This window comes from Blautia sp. Sow4_E7, assembly GCF_052116245.1.
Classification (GTDB): Bacteria; Bacillota; Clostridia; order Lachnospirales; family Lachnospiraceae; genus Blautia_A.
This window is the reverse complement of record NZ_JBQKLL010000030.1, coordinates 23,952-42,273: the sequence shown is the minus strand read 5'-3', so window position 1 is coordinate 42,273 and position 18,322 is coordinate 23,952. Positions and strand designations below refer to the sequence as shown.

Annotated in this window: 14 protein-coding genes; all 14 read right to left on the bottom strand. The window is 40.4% G+C overall.

Translation table 11 applies throughout. From position 1 onward, the window contains the following. Window positions 1-505 precede the first annotated feature (505 nt). The 14 genes from ACTQ50_RS14455 to ACTQ50_RS14390 all read right to left on the bottom strand — a co-directional run bounded on the left by ACTQ50_RS14455 (window position 506) and on the right by ACTQ50_RS14390 (window position 18,231). Window positions 506-556, bottom strand: coding sequence for a DUF6783 domain-containing protein (locus tag ACTQ50_RS14455; protein WP_441484775.1), 51 nt, complete (start codon window positions 554-556; stop codon window positions 506-508). Window positions 557-602: 46 nt separating this feature from the next. Continuing rightward, entirely contained in the window at window positions 603-773 is a 171-nt protein-coding gene (locus ACTQ50_RS14450; protein WP_441484774.1) for a hypothetical protein, read from the bottom strand. Window positions 774-800: 27 nt separating this feature from the next. Beyond that, window positions 801-1,700 (bottom strand): hypothetical protein, encoded by a 900-nt coding sequence (locus ACTQ50_RS14445; protein WP_441484773.1) that lies wholly within the window; start codon window positions 1,698-1,700, stop codon window positions 801-803. Window positions 1,701-1,897: 197 nt separating this feature from the next. Continuing rightward, the gene (locus tag ACTQ50_RS14440; RefSeq protein ID WP_441484772.1) at window positions 1,898-2,602 is read right to left on the bottom strand and encodes an aminotransferase class V-fold PLP-dependent enzyme; all 705 of its coding nucleotides are present in this window, start codon (window positions 2,600-2,602) and stop codon (window positions 1,898-1,900) included. 51 nt (window positions 2,603-2,653) lie between these two features. After that, the gene (locus ACTQ50_RS14435) at window positions 2,654-3,316 is read right to left on the bottom strand and encodes an SGNH/GDSL hydrolase family protein (RefSeq protein WP_441484771.1); all 663 of its coding nucleotides are present in this window, start codon (window positions 3,314-3,316) and stop codon (window positions 2,654-2,656) included. Between the two features lie 57 nt (window positions 3,317-3,373). Further along, window positions 3,374-4,771, bottom strand: a complete 1,398-nt coding sequence (locus tag ACTQ50_RS14430; protein WP_441484770.1) for a family 43 glycosylhydrolase — start codon at window positions 4,769-4,771, stop codon at window positions 3,374-3,376. Next, complete coding sequence (locus ACTQ50_RS14425) at window positions 4,768-7,110, bottom strand: TIM-barrel domain-containing protein (protein ID WP_441484769.1); 2,343 nt, start codon at window positions 7,108-7,110, stop codon at window positions 4,768-4,770. The genes ACTQ50_RS14430 and ACTQ50_RS14425 overlap by 4 nt, the downstream gene beginning before the upstream one ends. A 28-nt stretch (window positions 7,111-7,138) precedes the next feature. Further along, window positions 7,139-9,355, bottom strand: coding sequence for a glycoside hydrolase family 95 protein (locus ACTQ50_RS14420; protein ID WP_441484768.1), 2,217 nt, complete (start codon window positions 9,353-9,355; stop codon window positions 7,139-7,141). 31 nt (window positions 9,356-9,386) lie between these two features. Then, window positions 9,387-11,894, bottom strand: a complete 2,508-nt coding sequence (locus ACTQ50_RS14415; protein ID WP_441484767.1) for a glycoside hydrolase family 2 protein — start codon at window positions 11,892-11,894, stop codon at window positions 9,387-9,389. A gap of 10 nt (window positions 11,895-11,904) precedes the next feature. Beyond that, complete coding sequence (locus ACTQ50_RS14410; RefSeq protein ID WP_441484766.1) at window positions 11,905-13,752, bottom strand: glycoside hydrolase family 36 protein; 1,848 nt, start codon at window positions 13,750-13,752, stop codon at window positions 11,905-11,907. 9 nt (window positions 13,753-13,761) lie between these two features. Then, a complete protein-coding gene (locus ACTQ50_RS14405; protein WP_441484765.1) occupies window positions 13,762-14,484 on the bottom strand; it encodes a hypothetical protein in 723 nt (240 codons plus the stop codon). Between the two features lie 88 nt (window positions 14,485-14,572). Further along, entirely contained in the window at window positions 14,573-16,309 is a 1,737-nt protein-coding gene (locus ACTQ50_RS14400) for a hypothetical protein (RefSeq protein WP_441484764.1), read from the bottom strand. Window positions 16,310-16,390: 81 nt separating this feature from the next. Continuing rightward, window positions 16,391-17,278 (bottom strand): carbohydrate ABC transporter permease, encoded by an 888-nt coding sequence (locus ACTQ50_RS14395; RefSeq protein ID WP_441484763.1) that lies wholly within the window; start codon window positions 17,276-17,278, stop codon window positions 16,391-16,393. A gap of 26 nt (window positions 17,279-17,304) precedes the next feature. Continuing rightward, window positions 17,305-18,231 carry an ABC transporter permease subunit gene (locus tag ACTQ50_RS14390; RefSeq protein WP_204454043.1) on the bottom strand — a complete coding sequence of 309 codons (927 nt, stop codon included), beginning with the start codon at window positions 18,229-18,231 and terminating at the stop codon, window positions 17,305-17,307. Between the last annotated feature and the right edge of the window lie 91 nt (window positions 18,232-18,322).

Below are 18,322 nucleotides of genomic sequence, written 5' to 3'. Positions count from 1 at the left end.
GCATTTTTCGTCATCATAAAAAACACCGCCCTTCTGATATTTATTATATCAGAAAAGCGGTTCCAACAATAGCAAAACCCTGCAAAAGCAGGGCTTTGTCTACAATCTGAGCACCTCAGATGAGGTGCTTTTTTCATGTTGTGAAAGCTTCTTATTTATTCTTTACTCGTTAATAATCTTTAATGTATCTGCATTACCTGAATATCTGAGTTTGTAGATGCCTTTTTTACATCAGATATATCTGCATTTGACTTCTTAAACCAGTTGCAGATGCTTTTTTGAAGGCCAATGTATCTACAACTTGCACTTTCTAAAAAATAAAGATACTTTTTAACCTACCAATCATGCTCAATTTCATCTGCAACTTGCTCATTTTTAAGGATGAAGATGCTTCTCTCCACAAGAATACATCCTCAACTTGCTTTTTCTTATACTTGAGGATGCTTTCTGCCGTCAAAACGCATCTTCATCCGCTGAATTTTCAATCTCGCAGATACATCCTAGATTATGTTTGAAAAAGGCTTTCTGTAAGATGTGCGTCACAATTTGCGGGAATGATTTTTCAAACACGCTCTATCCACACACCATAACAGTTATATCGCTTAAAAACAATACTTTTTGTTTTGCCTTTTGTTAAAGTACATTTCTTTATCCGCTTCTTCTATTTCCAGTTTCAGCTCATTTTCATTATTGGCAATAGAACCATGCTTATCCGTTCTTGGCTTTAGCAATACTGCATACTGCCTCTGCTCTTCATAATTGTAACGAACCATTAAAACACGACATTTTTATCAATATTTCTAAAACAAATCCAGCATATTGTCCAGATATATTTTTTCCCTGACGTGAATCTGATACTCCGGTTTCGTCATATAATAAAGCAAAAATTCCAGAATCAATGCACTTCCAAGACTACGGCCTTCGATTTTAAAATTGGAAAATCCCATTGGCAGATAAACATTTTTTATATCTGAAATTCCGATAAAGCCCGGATTCGTCATTGCCTTTGAAAAAAGATATCCCTCCTTTGCATTCGGCGCACTACACCGATGATCCAGGCACCGCTCTCCCAGATTTTTGCGGCTTACATTTTCATAACAGCGTTTCCGGTCTTTGCAGCCAAACCAACAGCATTCGTTACAAAGAAACTCCACTTTTTCCTTCTGTTTTTTCGTCAATCCATCCAGCTGTTTAAACGCTTTATTCAAACGAAAATCCGGCACTACATAACGAAATTCATCCCGTTGTATTTCACTAAAAAGCTGCTCAAATTGTGTAAGCACTTTCGTTGTTGAAGATACAAGGTAAAGTCCCGGATAATTTTTTTTCAGATAATTAAGCAGCAGTTCTGAATGAACAATTACACCATTTTGAACTGCTCCTTCACTTTCCAAAAGCTTACACAATGCATTACATTTTTCATCTGAAAGGTGTTCCTCGCGAAGCAATGAATTGCTGAATGTCAGCCGCGCAGAAATCCCCCATTTCTTCATCAGCGCCAAAGCTTCACCAGGATCGCAATCTCCAAATCCAACTCGACCGCCGCCCCAGATACAATCTGCCGGAGCCCCATAAATGGAACCAATCTCACACCAGTCATAAAAATATTCTCTATGCTCATAAAACAACGGCAAAAATTCCTGATATAACTCATAAAACTCGAACAAGCCAGGAAGATGATAATAGGCTTTGTTTGTCATCTCTGTTATTTCTCCCATGAAAATCACTGATATCTGATATTCTTATATTGTACTGCTTTTCCAATATTTTACACTTAATCAAATCTCTGTCAATTGATATTTTTCTCCGGTTTTAAAAGCCCCTTCACTTGATATCCAAATTAATCTACGAAAAACAGCCGGAAGAGTTCTCTCACCCCTTTCCGGCCGTTGTTAATTTACATAATTTTATTTTCCAAGATATCCAAGTACACCCTCTGCAACCAGCTCTTCCCACCCTGTTTCAGATTATAGGCATTTAAAAATACCACATTTTCCGGCTTCTCTGTGACAAACAATTCAAGTGCCGTAATAAAACCAGCTAGTTCTTCTTTTCCAGTCTTAAATGCACGTCCGATCCTTGCATTGTGGCTTGCAGCCATACGGCAGGCCTCAGTCAGATCCTTTCGTCCCACGATCAGGCCCGTACTCTGTGGTCCACGGATATGCTTTCCACCACTGAATACACACAGATCAGCACCAAGTTCCTTCGTATAATACCAGAGATTAGAGCTTGGCGGAAGCTGTGCCGCAGCGTCCACAACAATGGTAACTCCGGTCTTCTTCAGTTCCGGGATTACTTCCTCGCAGGTAGGGATTCCCTCCTCATATAATGTTGCCGGGAAAAGAAATACCGCAGCTGTCTTCTCATTTACCGCATTCACCATAGCCTCAACAGTTGGCTCAACAGAAACAATTTTTGCTCCTGTCCGGCCTGTAATCTTCCAATAAGGAATAATCTCACGGAATTTTCCATCAAACATGAGAATCTCATTTTTCTCAAAATTCTCCACATGAGGCAGCTGATCCAACTTCTTTTCATCTGGTCCGCAAATTGCAGCTGCAGCGGAAAGAATTACTCCGCCATATAACGAGCCACCCATAAAACAGGTGGCTCCGCATATAGCTATATGCCTTTCACATTTTGTAGCAATTCACTCCAGGACCAGCAGTGTATCTTTTATAATCTCTGTCCAGCATTCTGCTATTCTTCTGTGTCCTGCCCCACTGGGATGTACCATATCAGTAGAAATGTAAGCAGAATTGTCCAGCAAATGCAAACCATTCGTATAAAACATATTTTTTGCCGTTGCATTCCGATAGATAATCTCCCGGAAAACCTTTGCCCTTTCCTGATTATTCTGGTTATTTCCAAAAATGTCTGTTACAAAAACCGGACGTCCGTCCTTTGCAAAAAAATCCAGAAACTTTATAACTCTTTGCTCATATTCCTCATCTGAGATCGAGGTTCCAAGCATATTTATTTCCAGTTCCAATGTAGCAAAATCCCAGTCTTTTCTGGATACCATATATTCAGCCACCGAAGCCTCCATAAATGCAGAACCGGCATAGCCCTGATTAATACAATCTACTCCCAATGCTTCCGCAATAAGAAATGGATATGAAAAAGGCAAGATCAGGCTGAGACTTCCATGAGTAATAGAAGAGCCATAAGCCAGATAACGTACTGATGGAGTATCTTCTTCCCTTGGCGGTTCTGTTTCCCCCTCTTTGCCATAATAATGGCAGATGCCGCCAGGAAGAAGCACACGCACAAGCCGCGTACAAAACGGAAGATGCTGCTCTTTTTCAATCATTTCCAACTTCTGCAGTTCTTCTGGATATCGTATGGAAATGACAGTCTCCCTTATATTTTACATTAATTCAAATGAGTGAAGACTTGTAGTTCCCCCTCCTGTATAGGTGAAATACAGCGCCTGTACTCCATCCGGAATATCAACCTTTGTTTCATATGTTTCCCACACGTTTGTATATTTAATTTTTACAGTTCCCAGGACAGGTCCATCCCAGGCGGTTTTTATCTGGAAGGTTCCATCGCCATATCCCCTGGTCGTAATACGCATACCATGTACATTCTTCATATCAAAATATTTAAAGCCAATCGTTGTGGAGTCTTTGATATTTGCAATATAACCTTGTTCCTCATCTCCATCTTTTCCATCCTGCATTACCCTTGGATACTTATCCCCATCCACATAAACGGAAGGCTGATCCGTAAATAATCTACAGGCAATATACGCCGGATATACTCCTTTTCCCGGAAGTGGGCCTCCATTTAATCCGCAAGATGTAAGCTCCGCCTGTTCAAAGCTTCCGTCTGGATTCATATGCAGCTTTTCCGCACACCCCTGTCTGCTGTACCAGGTTCCATTTGTATGACGATGATAGAAAATGTACCAGTCTCCATTAATTTCAACAATGCTTCCATGATTGTTTGCCCCATATGCCATCGGCATGTCAGCTGGTTTATCATGATTAATATGTAAATCACAGTTGCTGTTCAATACTCCTCTGTATTGAAAATCACCTACTGGAGATTTACTTGTCGCATAACAAAGCTCATGCATTACTTCTGAAGAATAAATAAAATAATAAGTATCCCTGATTTTCCGAATAGAAGGAGCTTCAAAAAAAGCATGCTTTTCAAAGCTGGTGCCTTTACTGTATTCGCAGCCTGGAGCTACAAATGCTGGTGCTTTCCTTATTGTAATCATATCTTTCTCCAAAACGGTCACCATTGCTCCTGTTCTGGACTTATCCCCGATTCCACAAAATCCAGTGTAAAGATATGTAACCTCTCCCTCAGTCAGCACTCCTGGATCAAACTGCGGCTGATCTCCTTCTTTTTCCCCAAGAAGAGTTCCATCCGGATAATGAACATAGCCGTAGAACTCATAACAACCAGCTGGATGGTCGCAAACTGCAACCGAGACTACCGAAACATGATCCAGAACATAATACAGATAATACCGGCCGTCTGGTCCCACTGTCACATCTGGTGCATACAAACACATTTTTCCGTCTTTATTCAATGGATCCTCATTGCGTGGATAAATAATTCCTTCATATCTCCAATCCGAAAGATCATCAACTGGTGCTGACCAGCATACATAATCTCCCATACAGAAAACGTAGCCATTATAAAAATCATGAGAACCATATACATAAACTCTTCCGTTAAATACATAAGGTTCTCCATCCGGGATATACTCCCATGATGGTAAATATGGATTAAATGCTTTTCCCTTCATTTCACATGTTCCCCTTTCATATTAATATACTTTAACTTTCCCAATCTATACTGTTGGTTTCCTAAACTTTTCCAGCTAATCACTTGAGTTTTCTCCTTCCAGAACAAATCTGTAATACAGTAATCTCCTTTTTCATAACCATAACCGTCTTCTGCATCCTCATACAACACACCATGTCCATCGCATCCCGGATATATTTGTAAAATAATATCCCGGTCCTTCATGTCTGCCGTATTGGCTCCAGGCTCCTGAGTTGGAATTACGGAACCAGCACGCACAAATACTGGAATCTGCTCTAATGGTACTTCTACCTCTATCCACTGTCCGCCAGTATAAAATTTACTGGTATTCCAATCATACCAGTCTCCCCCTGTGGGAAGGTACACCAGTCTCTTTCCTCCAGGATTCACAATTGGGCAGACCAGCAAGCTATCCCCCAGCATATACTGATCCGAAATACTTCCCACCGTTTTATCCTCTGAAAAATCAAATATCAGAGGTCTCATAAGCATTCCGTCATTTTTGCACGCCATAGCTGCCTGTGAATATAAATAAGGCAACAATCTATAGCGCCCTTTTATGCACACTTCCGCAGCTTCATAAAAAGTTGTTCCTGTCTTCCCTAATGCCCAGGGTTCTCTTCTCACATCTGTCCCATGTGCCCTGAAAACAGGTAAAAATGCCGCATACTCCATCCACCTTATGTAAAGCTCCCGATACGCCGGATCTTCCATTCCTTTATCGAACTCACCGTTCCAGTACCACTGTCTTCCCTTTTTTACAAAAAAAGCTCCTATATCCAGCGTCCAGTAAAGCATTCCACTGGCAGCATACTGAAGTCCTGCACATACCTGATTTTTCAGGCATTCCCAACTGGCAGCAATATCGCCAGACCACATAATTGTCCCATATCTCTGACTTCCAGCCCAACCGCTTCTTGTAAGATTTACAACTCTCTTTTCAGGAAAACTGTCACACTGCCCCTCCCAGATTGTCTGCGCATGGTACATTCCAAAAGCATTTACTTTTTCAGGCGGCATCACTGCAAAGGTATCATGAACATATTCACTATATGCCTGGCCGGCCTCTGGCTCTATGGTATGCTCCCATTCCGGAGTGATTGGTTCACTGGAATCGGCCCACCAACCATCAATTCCATGACATGCAAGCTTCTTTTCTACCTGCTTCCAGTAAAGCTCCCTGCCCTCTTCTTTAAACGCATTGTAAATCTCTGTTCCCGGGAAAAGCAGTTTCTTTTCTGCAAATTCTTTATAATCTGCTGTGATACTGCTCATATTTGGCCAGATAGAAAGCATAAAGTGAATTCCTTTTTTATGCAGTGTTTCTATCATTCCAGAAGGATCTGGAAATCTGTTGGAATCAAAAGTTTTCTGTCCCCACTGTCCGTCTGGCCAAGACATCCAGTCCAGGACAAGACAATCCACTCCAATATCACGTCTTTGGAATTCATCCGCAATTGCCAGAATTTCTTCTTCACTTTCATAGCGTTCCTGAGACTGAATATAGCCATATGCCCATTTCGGAAGCATAGCCGCCTTCCCTGTGATCTGCCTATAATCCCGAATTATCTGAAGCATATCACCTCCACCCAGAAAATAATAATCCAGGTACCAGTCCGCTTCCGTCTGTAAATAAGCCTCAGCCCTGTTTTCTGTAAACAAAGCCGCAGACTGTGTGCTCAGTAAAATTCCATACCCTTTACTGGATACCAGCATAGGAATCCCGATTTTTCGGTTTGCCTGATGTATATATTGCGTTGTATTCCGAAAGTTCCAGTCTCCATTTTCATTCTGTCCGAGTCCCAGAATTATTTCTTCTGGCGCAAAGTCAAAGTATGTCCTGGTACGGTATGCACATCTGGAAAAAGCCTTATCGCCTCCGCTTATTTTCCGCTTTACACCATCTGCTGTAACAATTTCTTTTACTTCCAGATTTTCGTTTTCTACCGTTTCGTATATATCAAACTTCTCCATCATTCTGGATTCTTTCGTCCGTTCTTTTCCAAGAACGGTTCCTGCACCGTTCATATAGCATACAGACCCGGTGGCTTTATCCACACTGATGCTCACACGCTCCGTTGCAACAATCGTTTCATTCTGCCTGTCAAGCCAGTTCCACAACAAATCCTTTTGCGGCTTCTTATATTCCTTTCCCTGCTCCTGGCAAAACTCTTCCTGATCTGTATATGAAATCCGAATTGCAGTTTCTGTTTGTGGACAAATGCGGATCAGGCTTTCTTCCTGTTTCAGATATATCCCGTCATCCTGCTGCCAGACTTTAAGAATGCAGCTTTTTGCCGGATGAATTACATTCATCATCTTCTTTTTCCCCGTTGCATTTGTATTTTTACTTTCCAGGTATTACTTCTTTTTGCTCTCCATTGACATAAACAATAAATTTATCTCTTAAATCACAACCTCTGTCTTTTTTTATTTTCCAGTTTGTAACTTTTCTATTTTTCCACTCCATTGACAGGAGCAGACCATTCCTCAATCGGACTCCCTCTGCCTTTCCTTCGGAAAATTCGTCGGGCAGTGCAGGTAAAAGCCATATGCAGTCATCCTCGCACTGTACAAGCATTTCAATCATCGCAGCAGCAGCCCCTAAATTACCATCAATCTGAAAAACATACCCGTCCAACATAGGATGATTGTCCATAAGATTAGGAAACGTACTACCAGAAAGCAGTGCCTGTAAATTCTCGTATACCTTTTGTCCGCTTCTAAAGTGTGCCCACAGCCCAATGATCCAGGCCCTTGACCACCCGGTATGCCCGCCTCCTGCTGCCAATCTTCTTTTTAAAGTGACCTCTGCTGCCTGCATAAGCTTAGGCGTTTTCTTCCAGCTGACAGAATGTCCCGGATAAACTCCATATAAGTGGGAAATATGCCGATGCCCCGGTTCTGCTTCCTCATAATCTTCCTGCCATTCCTGAAGCTGTCCGTATTTTCCAATTTTTAAGGGTGGAAGTGCCTTTAATATCTCTTCAGCCTGCTGCCTGTATTTTTCTGGTTTTCTTAATACTTCACAGGCTTTTTTATACCCTTCCAACAACTCCATCAGGATTTCTACATCCATAACAGCTCCCTCGCACATGCAGCCTTGTCTGCCATCTTTCATAATATAGGTATTTTCCGGTGACACAGAGGGAGATGTAACAAGTGTCAGATCATCTGCTCGGATCATAAAATCTGTAAAAAATTCCACACAAGCCTGGAGGATTTCAAAATGTTCTTTCAGAAATTTCTTATCTCCTGTATATTCAAAATGTTCCCAGATGTGCGTTGCCAGCCACGCTTCTCCCATAACCCAAAAGCTGGCAGGAATATAAAAATCCTGGGGTGCTGTATCCGCATAGATATCTGAGTTATGATGCGCCACAGAGCCTTTGCATCCATACATTTCCCACGCTGTTTTTCGCCCATTCTCACAAAGCCTTTTCAAAAAATTAAAATATGGAAGATGGCACTCACTTAAATTTCCACTTTCTGCAAGCCAGTAATTCATTTCTGTGTTGATATTGATTGTAAATTTGCTGTCCCATGGAGGAGTCAGACTGTTATTCCAGATTCCCTGGAGATTAGCTGGAAGACTGTTTCCTCTGCTTGATGACAAAAGCAGATATCTGCCATACTGAAAATACAAGGCATAAAGTGCAGGATCTTCTTCCCCGTTTTTTATTGCTTCAAGTCGCTTATCTGTGGAAGTCAGGTCTGCTTTCTGTTGGTTTTCTGCTCCCAGCGTAAGTCGCATCCGTTCTGATATTTCTATAAAATCTTTTACATGTGTATCCCGGCATTTTTCCCATTCCTGTTCTGCTGCCCGACTGATTTTTTCACGGCATACTTCCTTAAACTTTTTTTCACGGAAACTGGTTTCAATATTAATATAAATAACTGCTTCTTTCGCACCTTCTACCAGCAAATGCTCTCCGATTGGATATACATCGCCTTCATCTGTATACACGGCCAGCTGTACAGAAAAAGAGATTCCTTTTCCTCCATCGACCACAAAGCCAATTGTATTTTCCTGTGCCCATACCTCGTCTGTCCTGTTGTGACATCTTTCCAGATGACAACAGAAATCAAGTGTTCCTTTGCCTTCTGCTTTCATATGCAGCACCATCACCTGTTCTGGAAAAGAAGCAAACATTTCTCTTTTATATTTCGTACCATCAACTACATACTGCACTGTACTGATCCCTTTATTCAAATCCAAGGCTCTCCTGTAATTATGCCATTCCCCACCATTTTTAAATTTAATATACAGTTCTCCCGCAGACTGGTAAGCTCTCTCAGAATTAGGTGTTCCTGCCAGAGCCTTTAAGGACAGAGATTCCGCATTTGCAATATTTCCTTGGCGTATCATTTCCCGAATATATGGCAAATACTTTTTTGCATCTGGATTAATTCTATTCAGAGGTTTTCCACTCCAAATACTATCCTCATTCAGCCAGATAGTCTCCTGATCTGGACTGCCGGCAATCATTGCACCCAGTCTGCCGTTTCCTACCGGTAATGCCTCTTCCCAGTTTTTAGCTGGCTGCTCATACCACAGTTCCATACTTTTTCTCCTTGTAAAACGGTCTGATTTATTATGCATACACATCTATTTTTCTTACACCAGGCTCTTTATCACTTAACAGAAGACAAATATACCTGCTTTGTTCTTCCATTTTCAGCGTCAAATGTGTCAAAGCCGGACGCTTATCTGATATATACATTTGTTTTAAATTTTTTCTGTCTTCGGACAACGCCACTGCAAACTCTGTGTAAACCATATCTTCGAAAGTAAAATTTATTTCCCTGATTTCTTTTGTTCCTTCCAGATCCAGCATTAACCAATGCGAATATTCTGTTCCTCCCAGCTGTATTGGTTTTTCTGAATCTCCGCAATGCCAGAATGTGCCCTCACTTCCATCCACTATATTTCGTGCTTCATTCCCAACTCTTTCACTGCTGAAAAATACTGGTCTATACATACTTATCTGATTTAGCCTCTCTCGTTTTGGTGCTTCTGTCAGATATGGTGGTGGAGACAGAAGATTCCAGTTTTCTCTTGTTCTCCTGACTTTCTCACCCTCATGTTGAGCTTCTTCGTTGTCCCATACCTCTACTTCCAGCTGAGTCACAATCCCAGACTCACTTTTTGCCTGAATCAAAGCTTTTCCCGGAAAACAAGCATGAAGTTCTATGGCTCCAAGACCATCTGACAGGTTTCCATTTTCCTCAGACATTACATATTCCCAACCTGTTGGAAAATAAATTCCACCATATAAAACAGATAAAGTTACTGTATCCTCACCACATACCCTCTTGCCTTCCTTATCAGTCAGGCTGACACAAAGCCAGATATCTTCTGTTCCATCACATGCTACTTTATTTCGATCCGCTTTTAAAATAATCTGATCTGCCTTTTTACACAGTGCATGTGCCGGAGCCGGAATACCCTTAAATTTTTTCCTGTACCAGTACCAGGTATCCAGCGGAAGACGGTAATAATCAATCATTCCCATATGCCCCATATCACCTAAAATACTTCCATGATGAAATCCGCACCATATTGCTTTTCCTGAACGCCATGGATGATCAATCTCTACCCCATCGGTATATCGTGATTCAAATTTTCCTGGTCTGTCAGATACCGTACTTCCATATTCAGATACAAAATTAGGAAATCCCGGATCATGGAAAATGGCAGCCCCATCACCATTATATCCAGCAATATCTCCTAGCACATCAAAACCACCTCTCTGTGCACCACCAATTGCTGCCGGTCTGGTTGGATCCAGTTTATGCGATAAATCAACCAGCTGTTTCAGCAATTCCCGGGTCTTCTGTTCTGTTCCCGCATCCGTAAAAAAAGGCTCATTACACATGCTCCAGACAATAATACTTGGGTGATTTCTATTTGCACGTATCATTTCCGCCAATGTATTTTTGCAACTTTCCTCAAATGCATTCTCATCTTCCTCATGGACTGGATAAGCACTGGCTGTCCAATAGCCTTCCTCTTTCGGTCCTCCAGTTCCCCAGAAGCAGTTCTCTGACCAGAAAAGAATTCCCTGTCTGTCACATTCTTCTGCGAAATATGTATGATGAGGATAATGAGACCCACGGATAAAATTCATTCCGCACTCTTTTATCATCTGAACATCTCTTTTAATTCCAGATCTTGGAACAGCATCAGACCAGCCTGCATGATCCTGATGAACGTTTGCACCATGTATCTTGTAATGCTCTCCATTTAAAAAAAAGCCTTTCCTTGCGGAGAAATGAAACCACCTGATTCCAAACTCCGTTATACATCGGTCAATTTTCTGATTATTTTCATAAAGCAAACTTTCCATTTCATATAATTCTGGATTTTCCGGGCTCCATAAATGGGGATTTTCTATCTGTATTCTTTGCAAAACCTCTGTTTTTTGTATCTTTTCTGTATTTTCTATAGAACAGCATTCTTCTATTCTGCTGATTTCTTTTCCCTGAAATCTGATTATTGACACCAGCTGATATTCTGCATCTGCATTTTTGCAGTTATATGAAAGCTGTTTTTCCAATTCTGTGCGTATTTCGATTACGGCCCGTTGTCTGGAAACTTCTGGTGTAGTAACCCAGATTCCATACCAGGAAATATGTACTGGTTCTGTTACAATAACCGAAACATCCCTGTAAATACCACCGTTAAAAACATGTTCTCCTGCCCTCGGTGCAATTTGCGGATTCCACAGGTTATTAACCCGTACAAAGATTAGATTATCACCGGGCTGCATAAAATCTGTTATGTCTATTATAAAAGCTGTATAGCCGCCTTTATGCTCTCCTGCCTTTTTTCCATTCACATACAGTTCCATTTCCTGAAAAACGCCTTGAAATTCCAGACTGATTCTTTTTCCAAACCACTCTTTTTTCATGGTAAAATGCTTCCTATAGCATCCATATCCTACATAGAACTCGCTTTCCATAAAATAGGGAATTCCAAAGGAGTGGGGAATACAGATATCATACCATTTGTTATCATCAAACTCTGGATTCATTCCCTCTGACCAATCTCCATGAAGGAACTTCCACCCTTCATTCCATAATTTTTTTTCTCTACTCATATCTTTTCCTTTATTCCTTTTCATAAATCCATGCTTCTGCTGTAAAATTTTTTTCAGCATTTCCAAAGTGTTCCAAAATATTTTTGTTTTCCAGCCTGGTCAGATCCATATCTTCAGAATTATCAAATCTGTGAAAAACAGCCAGTCCCATGTTCTTCCATTCCCGTAATACTAACTGGCTGCCTTGAGGATTGTTATAACTATTTGTTGTATATTCCTGCAAAATCGTACAACCATTTTTGATAATATCTGCAGCCTTTTTATAGAATTCAATTCCCTCACTGACGAGCTTCCACTGTTCCTCTGACAAATCATGGATATCCCCGCTTAAGCACATTCTTCCAAGAAAAGTCGCTGCCAGGGAATAAACAATTCTTTCCCGGCTGTCACCAGCTCGCAGCACGGCCCATATCTGGCTTTGTTCCGGCCGTATAACCCGATGCATATTCGCTGCAATCAATGGAATTGCTGTTGTTTCATGAGCATCAGAAAAGCTTGCCTGGCTTGCCAGTTCCATCATGGAGGAAACCAGTCTGTGGCCGCCACTGGAACAGTTTTCTATTACAATTTCCGGAATTTCTTCTTTTATTTTTCTAAAGAAGCTTTGAGTGGCTGCTATTTTTTTATATAAGCCATCTCCCAGACTGTCACCGCCGTCACAGCCCATTCCAATTGTGTCATTGTAATCCACCTTCAGATATCCAAAGCCGCCTTCTTTTAAGGTTCCAATCACTTCTTTTGTAAGATGTTCAATTACCCACGGATCCTCCATATCCCAGAATCTTCTTCCTGAAACTGTCAACGGCATTCCATCTTTTTTCAACAGATGCTCCGTCTCATTAAAATACGGACTATGAGGTCCTACCACCTCAATTTCAAACCATAACCCAGGAACCATCCCTTTCGAACGGATAATGTCAGCTGCCTGCTTCATTCCTCCTGGGAATCTGTCTTTATTTACTTTCCAGTTTCCTACACTTTGCGCCCAGTCCTGAGGCATTCCGTACCATCCTGAATCAATAACCAGATACTGTATTCCTTTTTCTTCTAAAACATCACTTATCTGTCTGATGCTTTCTATATCCGGATTTCCCCAGCTTGTGCAGTACTCATTAAACATAATTCCCATATGGTCATCTACCGGCGAAATTTCAGGGTGTTGGACTTTTACCAGCTTGTCACAAACCTCATACATAGAATTTCCTTCCGCGATTACAGCTGCTGGAGTAACAAAGCTCTCTCCTGACGGAATCTTTTTATACCAATGTCCAAAGTCTCTATCTGCAATTCCGCCTGTTACCTCAAATTTTTGTGATTCTTTACAGGAAATTTCAATCTGCCATGAGGACGCCATTCCCAGTTGAATTCCCACTATGTGCCCTGTTTTACTATCTTCCAATGCAACAAAAGGAAAATATTTTCTCACTGGCATAGAACCCACATTTCCAAATTTTTCAATTCTGGAAGCACAGCCATTCCAGGATTTTTCAAGATGCAGATCTTCTATTGTCTCTGTCCGTAGCTTTCCTTCGGCACTCCAAAAGGACTGTAACCGATGGATTTTATCCGCCTCAATATTTTTAAGAGCAAAAGAAGCGATCATTTCTATAGTGACTTCCTGGTTACTTCCATTCACAAATTCACTCCATACTTTTTCTGCTTCTCCATCTAGTTCCCTATGTACTTTTAGAATAAGTCCCGTATTATTTTTATAAATCTTTACAGACTCCGTTTCTCCTTCTATACTTTCAGAAATAGAAAATCCTTCTATAGTTTCACTCCTGCTCATGCTCATGCCACTTGTAAAACCACCGGCATAACCATCTCCCATTAATTTTATTTCTGCATATAATTCCATGCATTTTCCTCACTTAATCTTCAAATTTAATCCAGCTCCATCCGACAATTCTGTTTCCAGCTTCTCTCTGATTGCGTCTTCTCCCGCCAGATAAGAATCTGCCAGAAAAACAAACGGTACCATCTGGTCTTCTTCTGGTACATTATATTTCTCAAACATTTTACGAATCAGCTTTCCATTATCACCTTCTCTGGAATTCAGGCTTATCATGTGAAAACCGGATTCAGTTCCATTACAGTTTATTGTTTCCGGAAGGCTCTCCATAAAAAGTTTTACCCGATTGCACTCGTCGCAGTCTTCTCTGTAAAAATATACTGCTTCCGCCTCCCCCACAGCCTGATAAGCTGCTGGAAGAAGCTCATTTATTTCCTCCTCACCTTCCAATACATATCCGTTCACCAAAATTACAGGATAATTTAATCCATCCTCTTCCATCTCATTTTCCTGTAAAACCTTGGCTCCCAGCTCTCTTTCTTCTGTTTTAAACATATTATAAAAAGTGACCTCACAAGGAATTTCATCCTTATAAGCACCTGTTTTTTCGTCGATTATTTCCTGCAATTCTTTCTGAACATTGCAGGATCTGCATCCATTTTCATAAAACACCTGCAAGGTTATCGTATCTATCTTTTCAGCTTCTGCTTTTACACTAAAAGCGTTTGCTCCCAAAGCACAAATCGCTACCAATCCTAATAAACCTGATCTTATTCCCGTTCCCAATCCTTTCTTCATATGCCCACCTCTTAAAAAGCAAGGACGGACACCGTCCTTAACAATGCCCGTCCTTTTAGTTACCATGTCATAAAGCTTTCTCTGTCATTTATTTGTTCTCATAAGCATCATAATAGCTCTGCCATGTAGCAAGATAATTTTCTACACCCATATTATTCAGTTTTTCAATATAAGTATCCCAGTCTTTATCTACATCTAATTCACCAGTAATAAATTGAACAGTTGCCTGATTTACATAACCTCCAATTGTAAGAGTACCCTCAGAAATTGTCTGTGCATCAGCTCCTTCAAATACAAGATCTGGCACAAGTGAATCTAATTCAGGAGAGTATTTTTCATATGCTGATGCAGCTTCCTGCAAATAATACTCTGTATCATGATCCGGGTCATCTACTTTTACCTGGTTTCTCTGCTCAGTATCTCTTGACCAGATACATGCATCAGGCACATATACTGTTTTGGTATATTCTTTGTCAAATCCGTTTCCAAGCCAGTCATACTTTTCAGCATCATACTTATGGGTTTCGTAGGCAGGAGTTCCTCCACCTAATGAAGTTCCATCTGTTGTCCAGTCCCAGCCAACGCCCTCCGGACCATAAGCCTGTACATTACTTGCTTCCGGAGATGCCAGGAAATCAAATAACGCTACCGCAATTTCCGGATATTTACAGTTTGCAGATACACTTCCGATACAGGAACCAAAGTATGTCTGAATATTACGTGCCACAAGTCTTACACCCTCTGGACCAGCTACAGGTTCCATAATAGCCCAATCCTGCCATTCACCATCCTGATTTGCCCAGAATTCAGTACCACCTGCATTTGGACCGCCAGCCGCATACATTGCAACTTTATGTCCATTTTCGCTGTTTAATGCTGCGTTAAACTGAGTATTATCCTGTGTAAATGTCTGATTATCAAGAAGACCATCTTTATACAATTTGTTAATAAATCGAAGTGCTTCCTTATATTCATCCTTCATCACAGAATACTCGATTTTTCCATCATTTACTACAAGCCCTGCTCCAACTGTCGGATTTGTGTTGCTAAGTGGGTTATTGCACTGTACAAAAGAGTTAATCAGCCATACAGTAGGATCTGTAGCCCAACCGCCAATGAATCCAGTCATAGGAATTTCATCGGCCTCACCATTCCCATTAGGATCCTCATTCTTAACTTTATAAAGGAAATCATACAATTCATCTGTTGTTTCCGGAACTTTTCCATCGCAGTATTTCTCTACCCATGGCATATAGATCCACATACGATTCTGGAACACGCAGTGAAAGCACTCATTGTCATCACCATAGGTATAAATATTGCCATCACTCATAGTAATGTCATCTTTTCTTGTAGGGCTGACCTCATTCAGATGATTCCAATTCGGTGCATCTTCAAGATAGTCTCCAAGAGGAACCAGTAATCCCTGCTGTCCATATGACTGGACCTCGGCCTTACTCCAACCGGTAGATAAGAAAATATCAGGAAGACTGCCTGGATCTGTCATTACCAGGTTCAGTTTTGTTTTTGCATCATCACCATCTACATCATACACATAATCCAGATGAATGTTTGTTTTCTCTTCAATCCAGTCTGTAACATAGTTGTCCTGGTAGGTACCGCCACCAGTAGTCGGTGCATTGACAAATACTGTCAGATTCAGCTTTTCCTTCAATGGAAATGTTACATCGCTTACGGAATCAAATGCAAACGGATCTGAATCATCAGCTTTAACCATCTGTACATTGCTGATGGAAACTCCTGCAGCCATTGATAATGCCATAACTGTTGCTAAAACTTTTTGTAACACAACTTTTCTTTTCATGTAAATCCTCCTTACATACACCTCTTTGTTTTTATAATTCACAGGGAATCTGCAGCCTCCCCGTTTCTTATCCTGTATAAATCATCCCTTTACAGAACCAACCATAACACCTTTTACAAAATATTTCTGTACAAATGGATAAATCACCATTAATGGAATCGTACTGATAATAATCGTTCCATATTTTAACATTTCACTTAAATACTGATTCTTCGCTATTGTCGCCGGATCTACATTTGATGAACTAAAGTTTACCTGAGACATCAGCAATATTTTTCGAAGAATAAGCTGTAATGGATATTTTTCCTCAGAGTTCATATAAATCATCGGACCAAAATAGGAATTCCACAGTGAAACTGCAACCCACAGGCTAAGTACCGCGATAATGGGGGCTGACAATGGCACAACAATCTGGGAAAAGAATCTGAAATCAGAACATCCATCCATTTCCGCTGCTTCTAAAAGCTCTTTTGGAATATTCTGGCTGAAATAGGTTCTGGCAACAATAATATTATAGGCACTAACTGCTCCTGGTAAAATAATTGCCCAGATACTGTTAAGAAGTCCCATATTTTTTACCAATAGATAACTTGGAATCAGTCCCCCTGAAAACATCATCGTGAACAAGATCAGTCTCATGAACCATTTTCTTCCTCTGAAATCCTCTCTAGACAATGGATATGCTGCAAGTAATGTAAGTACTACACTAAGCACAGTTCCTGCTACTGTATAAATAATAGAGTTTAAATAACCGCTCCAGATAGACTGATATTTAAATACCGCCTTATAACTGTCAAGTGTGAACTCTACTGGCAATAATCTGACTTTTCCAGCCATCAGCGCATTTCCTGAACTAAATGAACAACTGATAATATAAATGATTGGGTATAACACGATCAGAAGAAGCAGTGTAAGCATTATGTAATTGACCGTATATACAACCTTATCCTGTGAAACTTTTTTCTTCATTTCCCTCTCCTCCTTACCTGGACACTTTATAAAAATCCGTTTCCAGTGAGCTTGTCTGCTACCTTATTTGTAATAATAATTAGCAAAAGTCCCACAAGTGACTGGAACAATCCAATTGCCGTAGCGTAGGAATAATCGGGGAACGTAGATACCAGCGACACCTTATATGAATATGTACTTATTACTTCAGACATTGCAATATTATTCTGGTTCTGCATTGCAAGAATTTTTTCATATCCAACATTCAGAACGCTTCCCATATTGAGAATCATCATAATCACAGCTGTTGGCATAATTGCAGGCAGATCCACATACCAGATTCGCTGCAGGAGAGTTGCTCCGTCAATGATTGCTGCTTCATGCTGCTGCATATCTACACCAGACAACGCTGCAATATAAATAATCGCTCCAAATCCAATTCCCTGCCATACTCCAGTCCATACATATAAAGATGGAAAAAGAGAAGCTTTTCCAAGAACATTGATTCCCAGATGTTCAAATAAAAACTTTCCAATTACACCCACTCGATTATCTAACATCAGGTTGATAATTCCTACAAATACAATTGTTGAAATAAAATACGGGCAATAACTAATCATCTGCACTGTCTTTTTGAACTTCACATTCTTTGCGTAGTTCAAAGACAATGCAAGAATAATAGAACAAGGCATAGATACTACCATTGAATACAATGAAATTACAATGGTATTTCTCAGACATTCCTTAAAATTATAATTGTTAAAGAATCTAATAAAGTTATTCAGTCCATGATTGGATGTCCATGGGCTGTTCCAGATTCCCAACGTTACCTTATAATCTTTAAAGGCAAGTAAGATACCATACATTGGTACATAAGAAAAAATAATTAAAAGTATAAGCGGCAATGCGATCATAACATATAACTGCCAATGTGCGACCATATACTTTCCCAGGTGCTTATCATTCTTTTTCATATCAGGCACTCCCTTTTGCTTTTTCAGAAGTTTTCTTCCGTGCCCTTATCATTCCACACTTTCAGAAAAAAGTATATATTCCGTTGCTTTT

Excerpts from the sequence above, each read along its gene's own strand:
- ACTQ50_RS14450 (WP_441484774.1), bottom strand. The coding sequence starts at position 773 with ATGGTTCGTTACAATTATGAAGAGCAGAGGCAGTATGCAGTATTGCTA.
- ACTQ50_RS14445 (WP_441484773.1), bottom strand. The coding sequence starts at position 1,700 with ATGACAAACAAAGCCTATTATCATCTTCCTGGCTTGTTCGAGTTTTAT.
- ACTQ50_RS14440 (WP_441484772.1), bottom strand. The coding sequence starts at position 2,602 with ATGGGTGGCTCGTTATATGGCGGAGTAATTCTTTCCGCTGCAGCTGCA.
- ACTQ50_RS14435 (WP_441484771.1), bottom strand. The coding sequence starts at position 3,316 with ATGATTGAAAAAGAGCAGCATCTTCCGTTTTGTACGCGGCTTGTGCGT.
- ACTQ50_RS14430 (WP_441484770.1), bottom strand. The coding sequence starts at position 4,771 with ATGAAGGGAAAAGCATTTAATCCATATTTACCATCATGGGAGTATATC.
- ACTQ50_RS14425 (WP_441484769.1), bottom strand. The coding sequence starts at position 7,110 with ATGATGAATGTAATTCATCCGGCAAAAAGCTGCATTCTTAAAGTCTGG.
- ACTQ50_RS14420 (WP_441484768.1), bottom strand. The coding sequence starts at position 9,355 with ATGGAACTGTGGTATGAGCAGCCAGCTAAAAACTGGGAAGAGGCATTA.
- ACTQ50_RS14415 (WP_441484767.1), bottom strand. The coding sequence starts at position 11,894 with ATGAGTAGAGAAAAAAAATTATGGAATGAAGGGTGGAAGTTCCTTCAT.
- ACTQ50_RS14410 (WP_441484766.1), bottom strand. The coding sequence starts at position 13,752 with ATGGAATTATATGCAGAAATAAAATTAATGGGAGATGGTTATGCCGGT.
- ACTQ50_RS14405 (WP_441484765.1), bottom strand. The coding sequence starts at position 14,484 with ATGAAGAAAGGATTGGGAACGGGAATAAGATCAGGTTTATTAGGATTG.
- ACTQ50_RS14400 (WP_441484764.1), bottom strand. The coding sequence starts at position 16,309 with ATGAAAAGAAAAGTTGTGTTACAAAAAGTTTTAGCAACAGTTATGGCA.
- ACTQ50_RS14395 (WP_441484763.1), bottom strand. The coding sequence starts at position 17,278 with ATGAAGAAAAAAGTTTCACAGGATAAGGTTGTATATACGGTCAATTAC.
- ACTQ50_RS14390 (WP_204454043.1), bottom strand. The coding sequence starts at position 18,231 with ATGAAAAAGAATGATAAGCACCTGGGAAAGTATATGGTCGCACATTGG.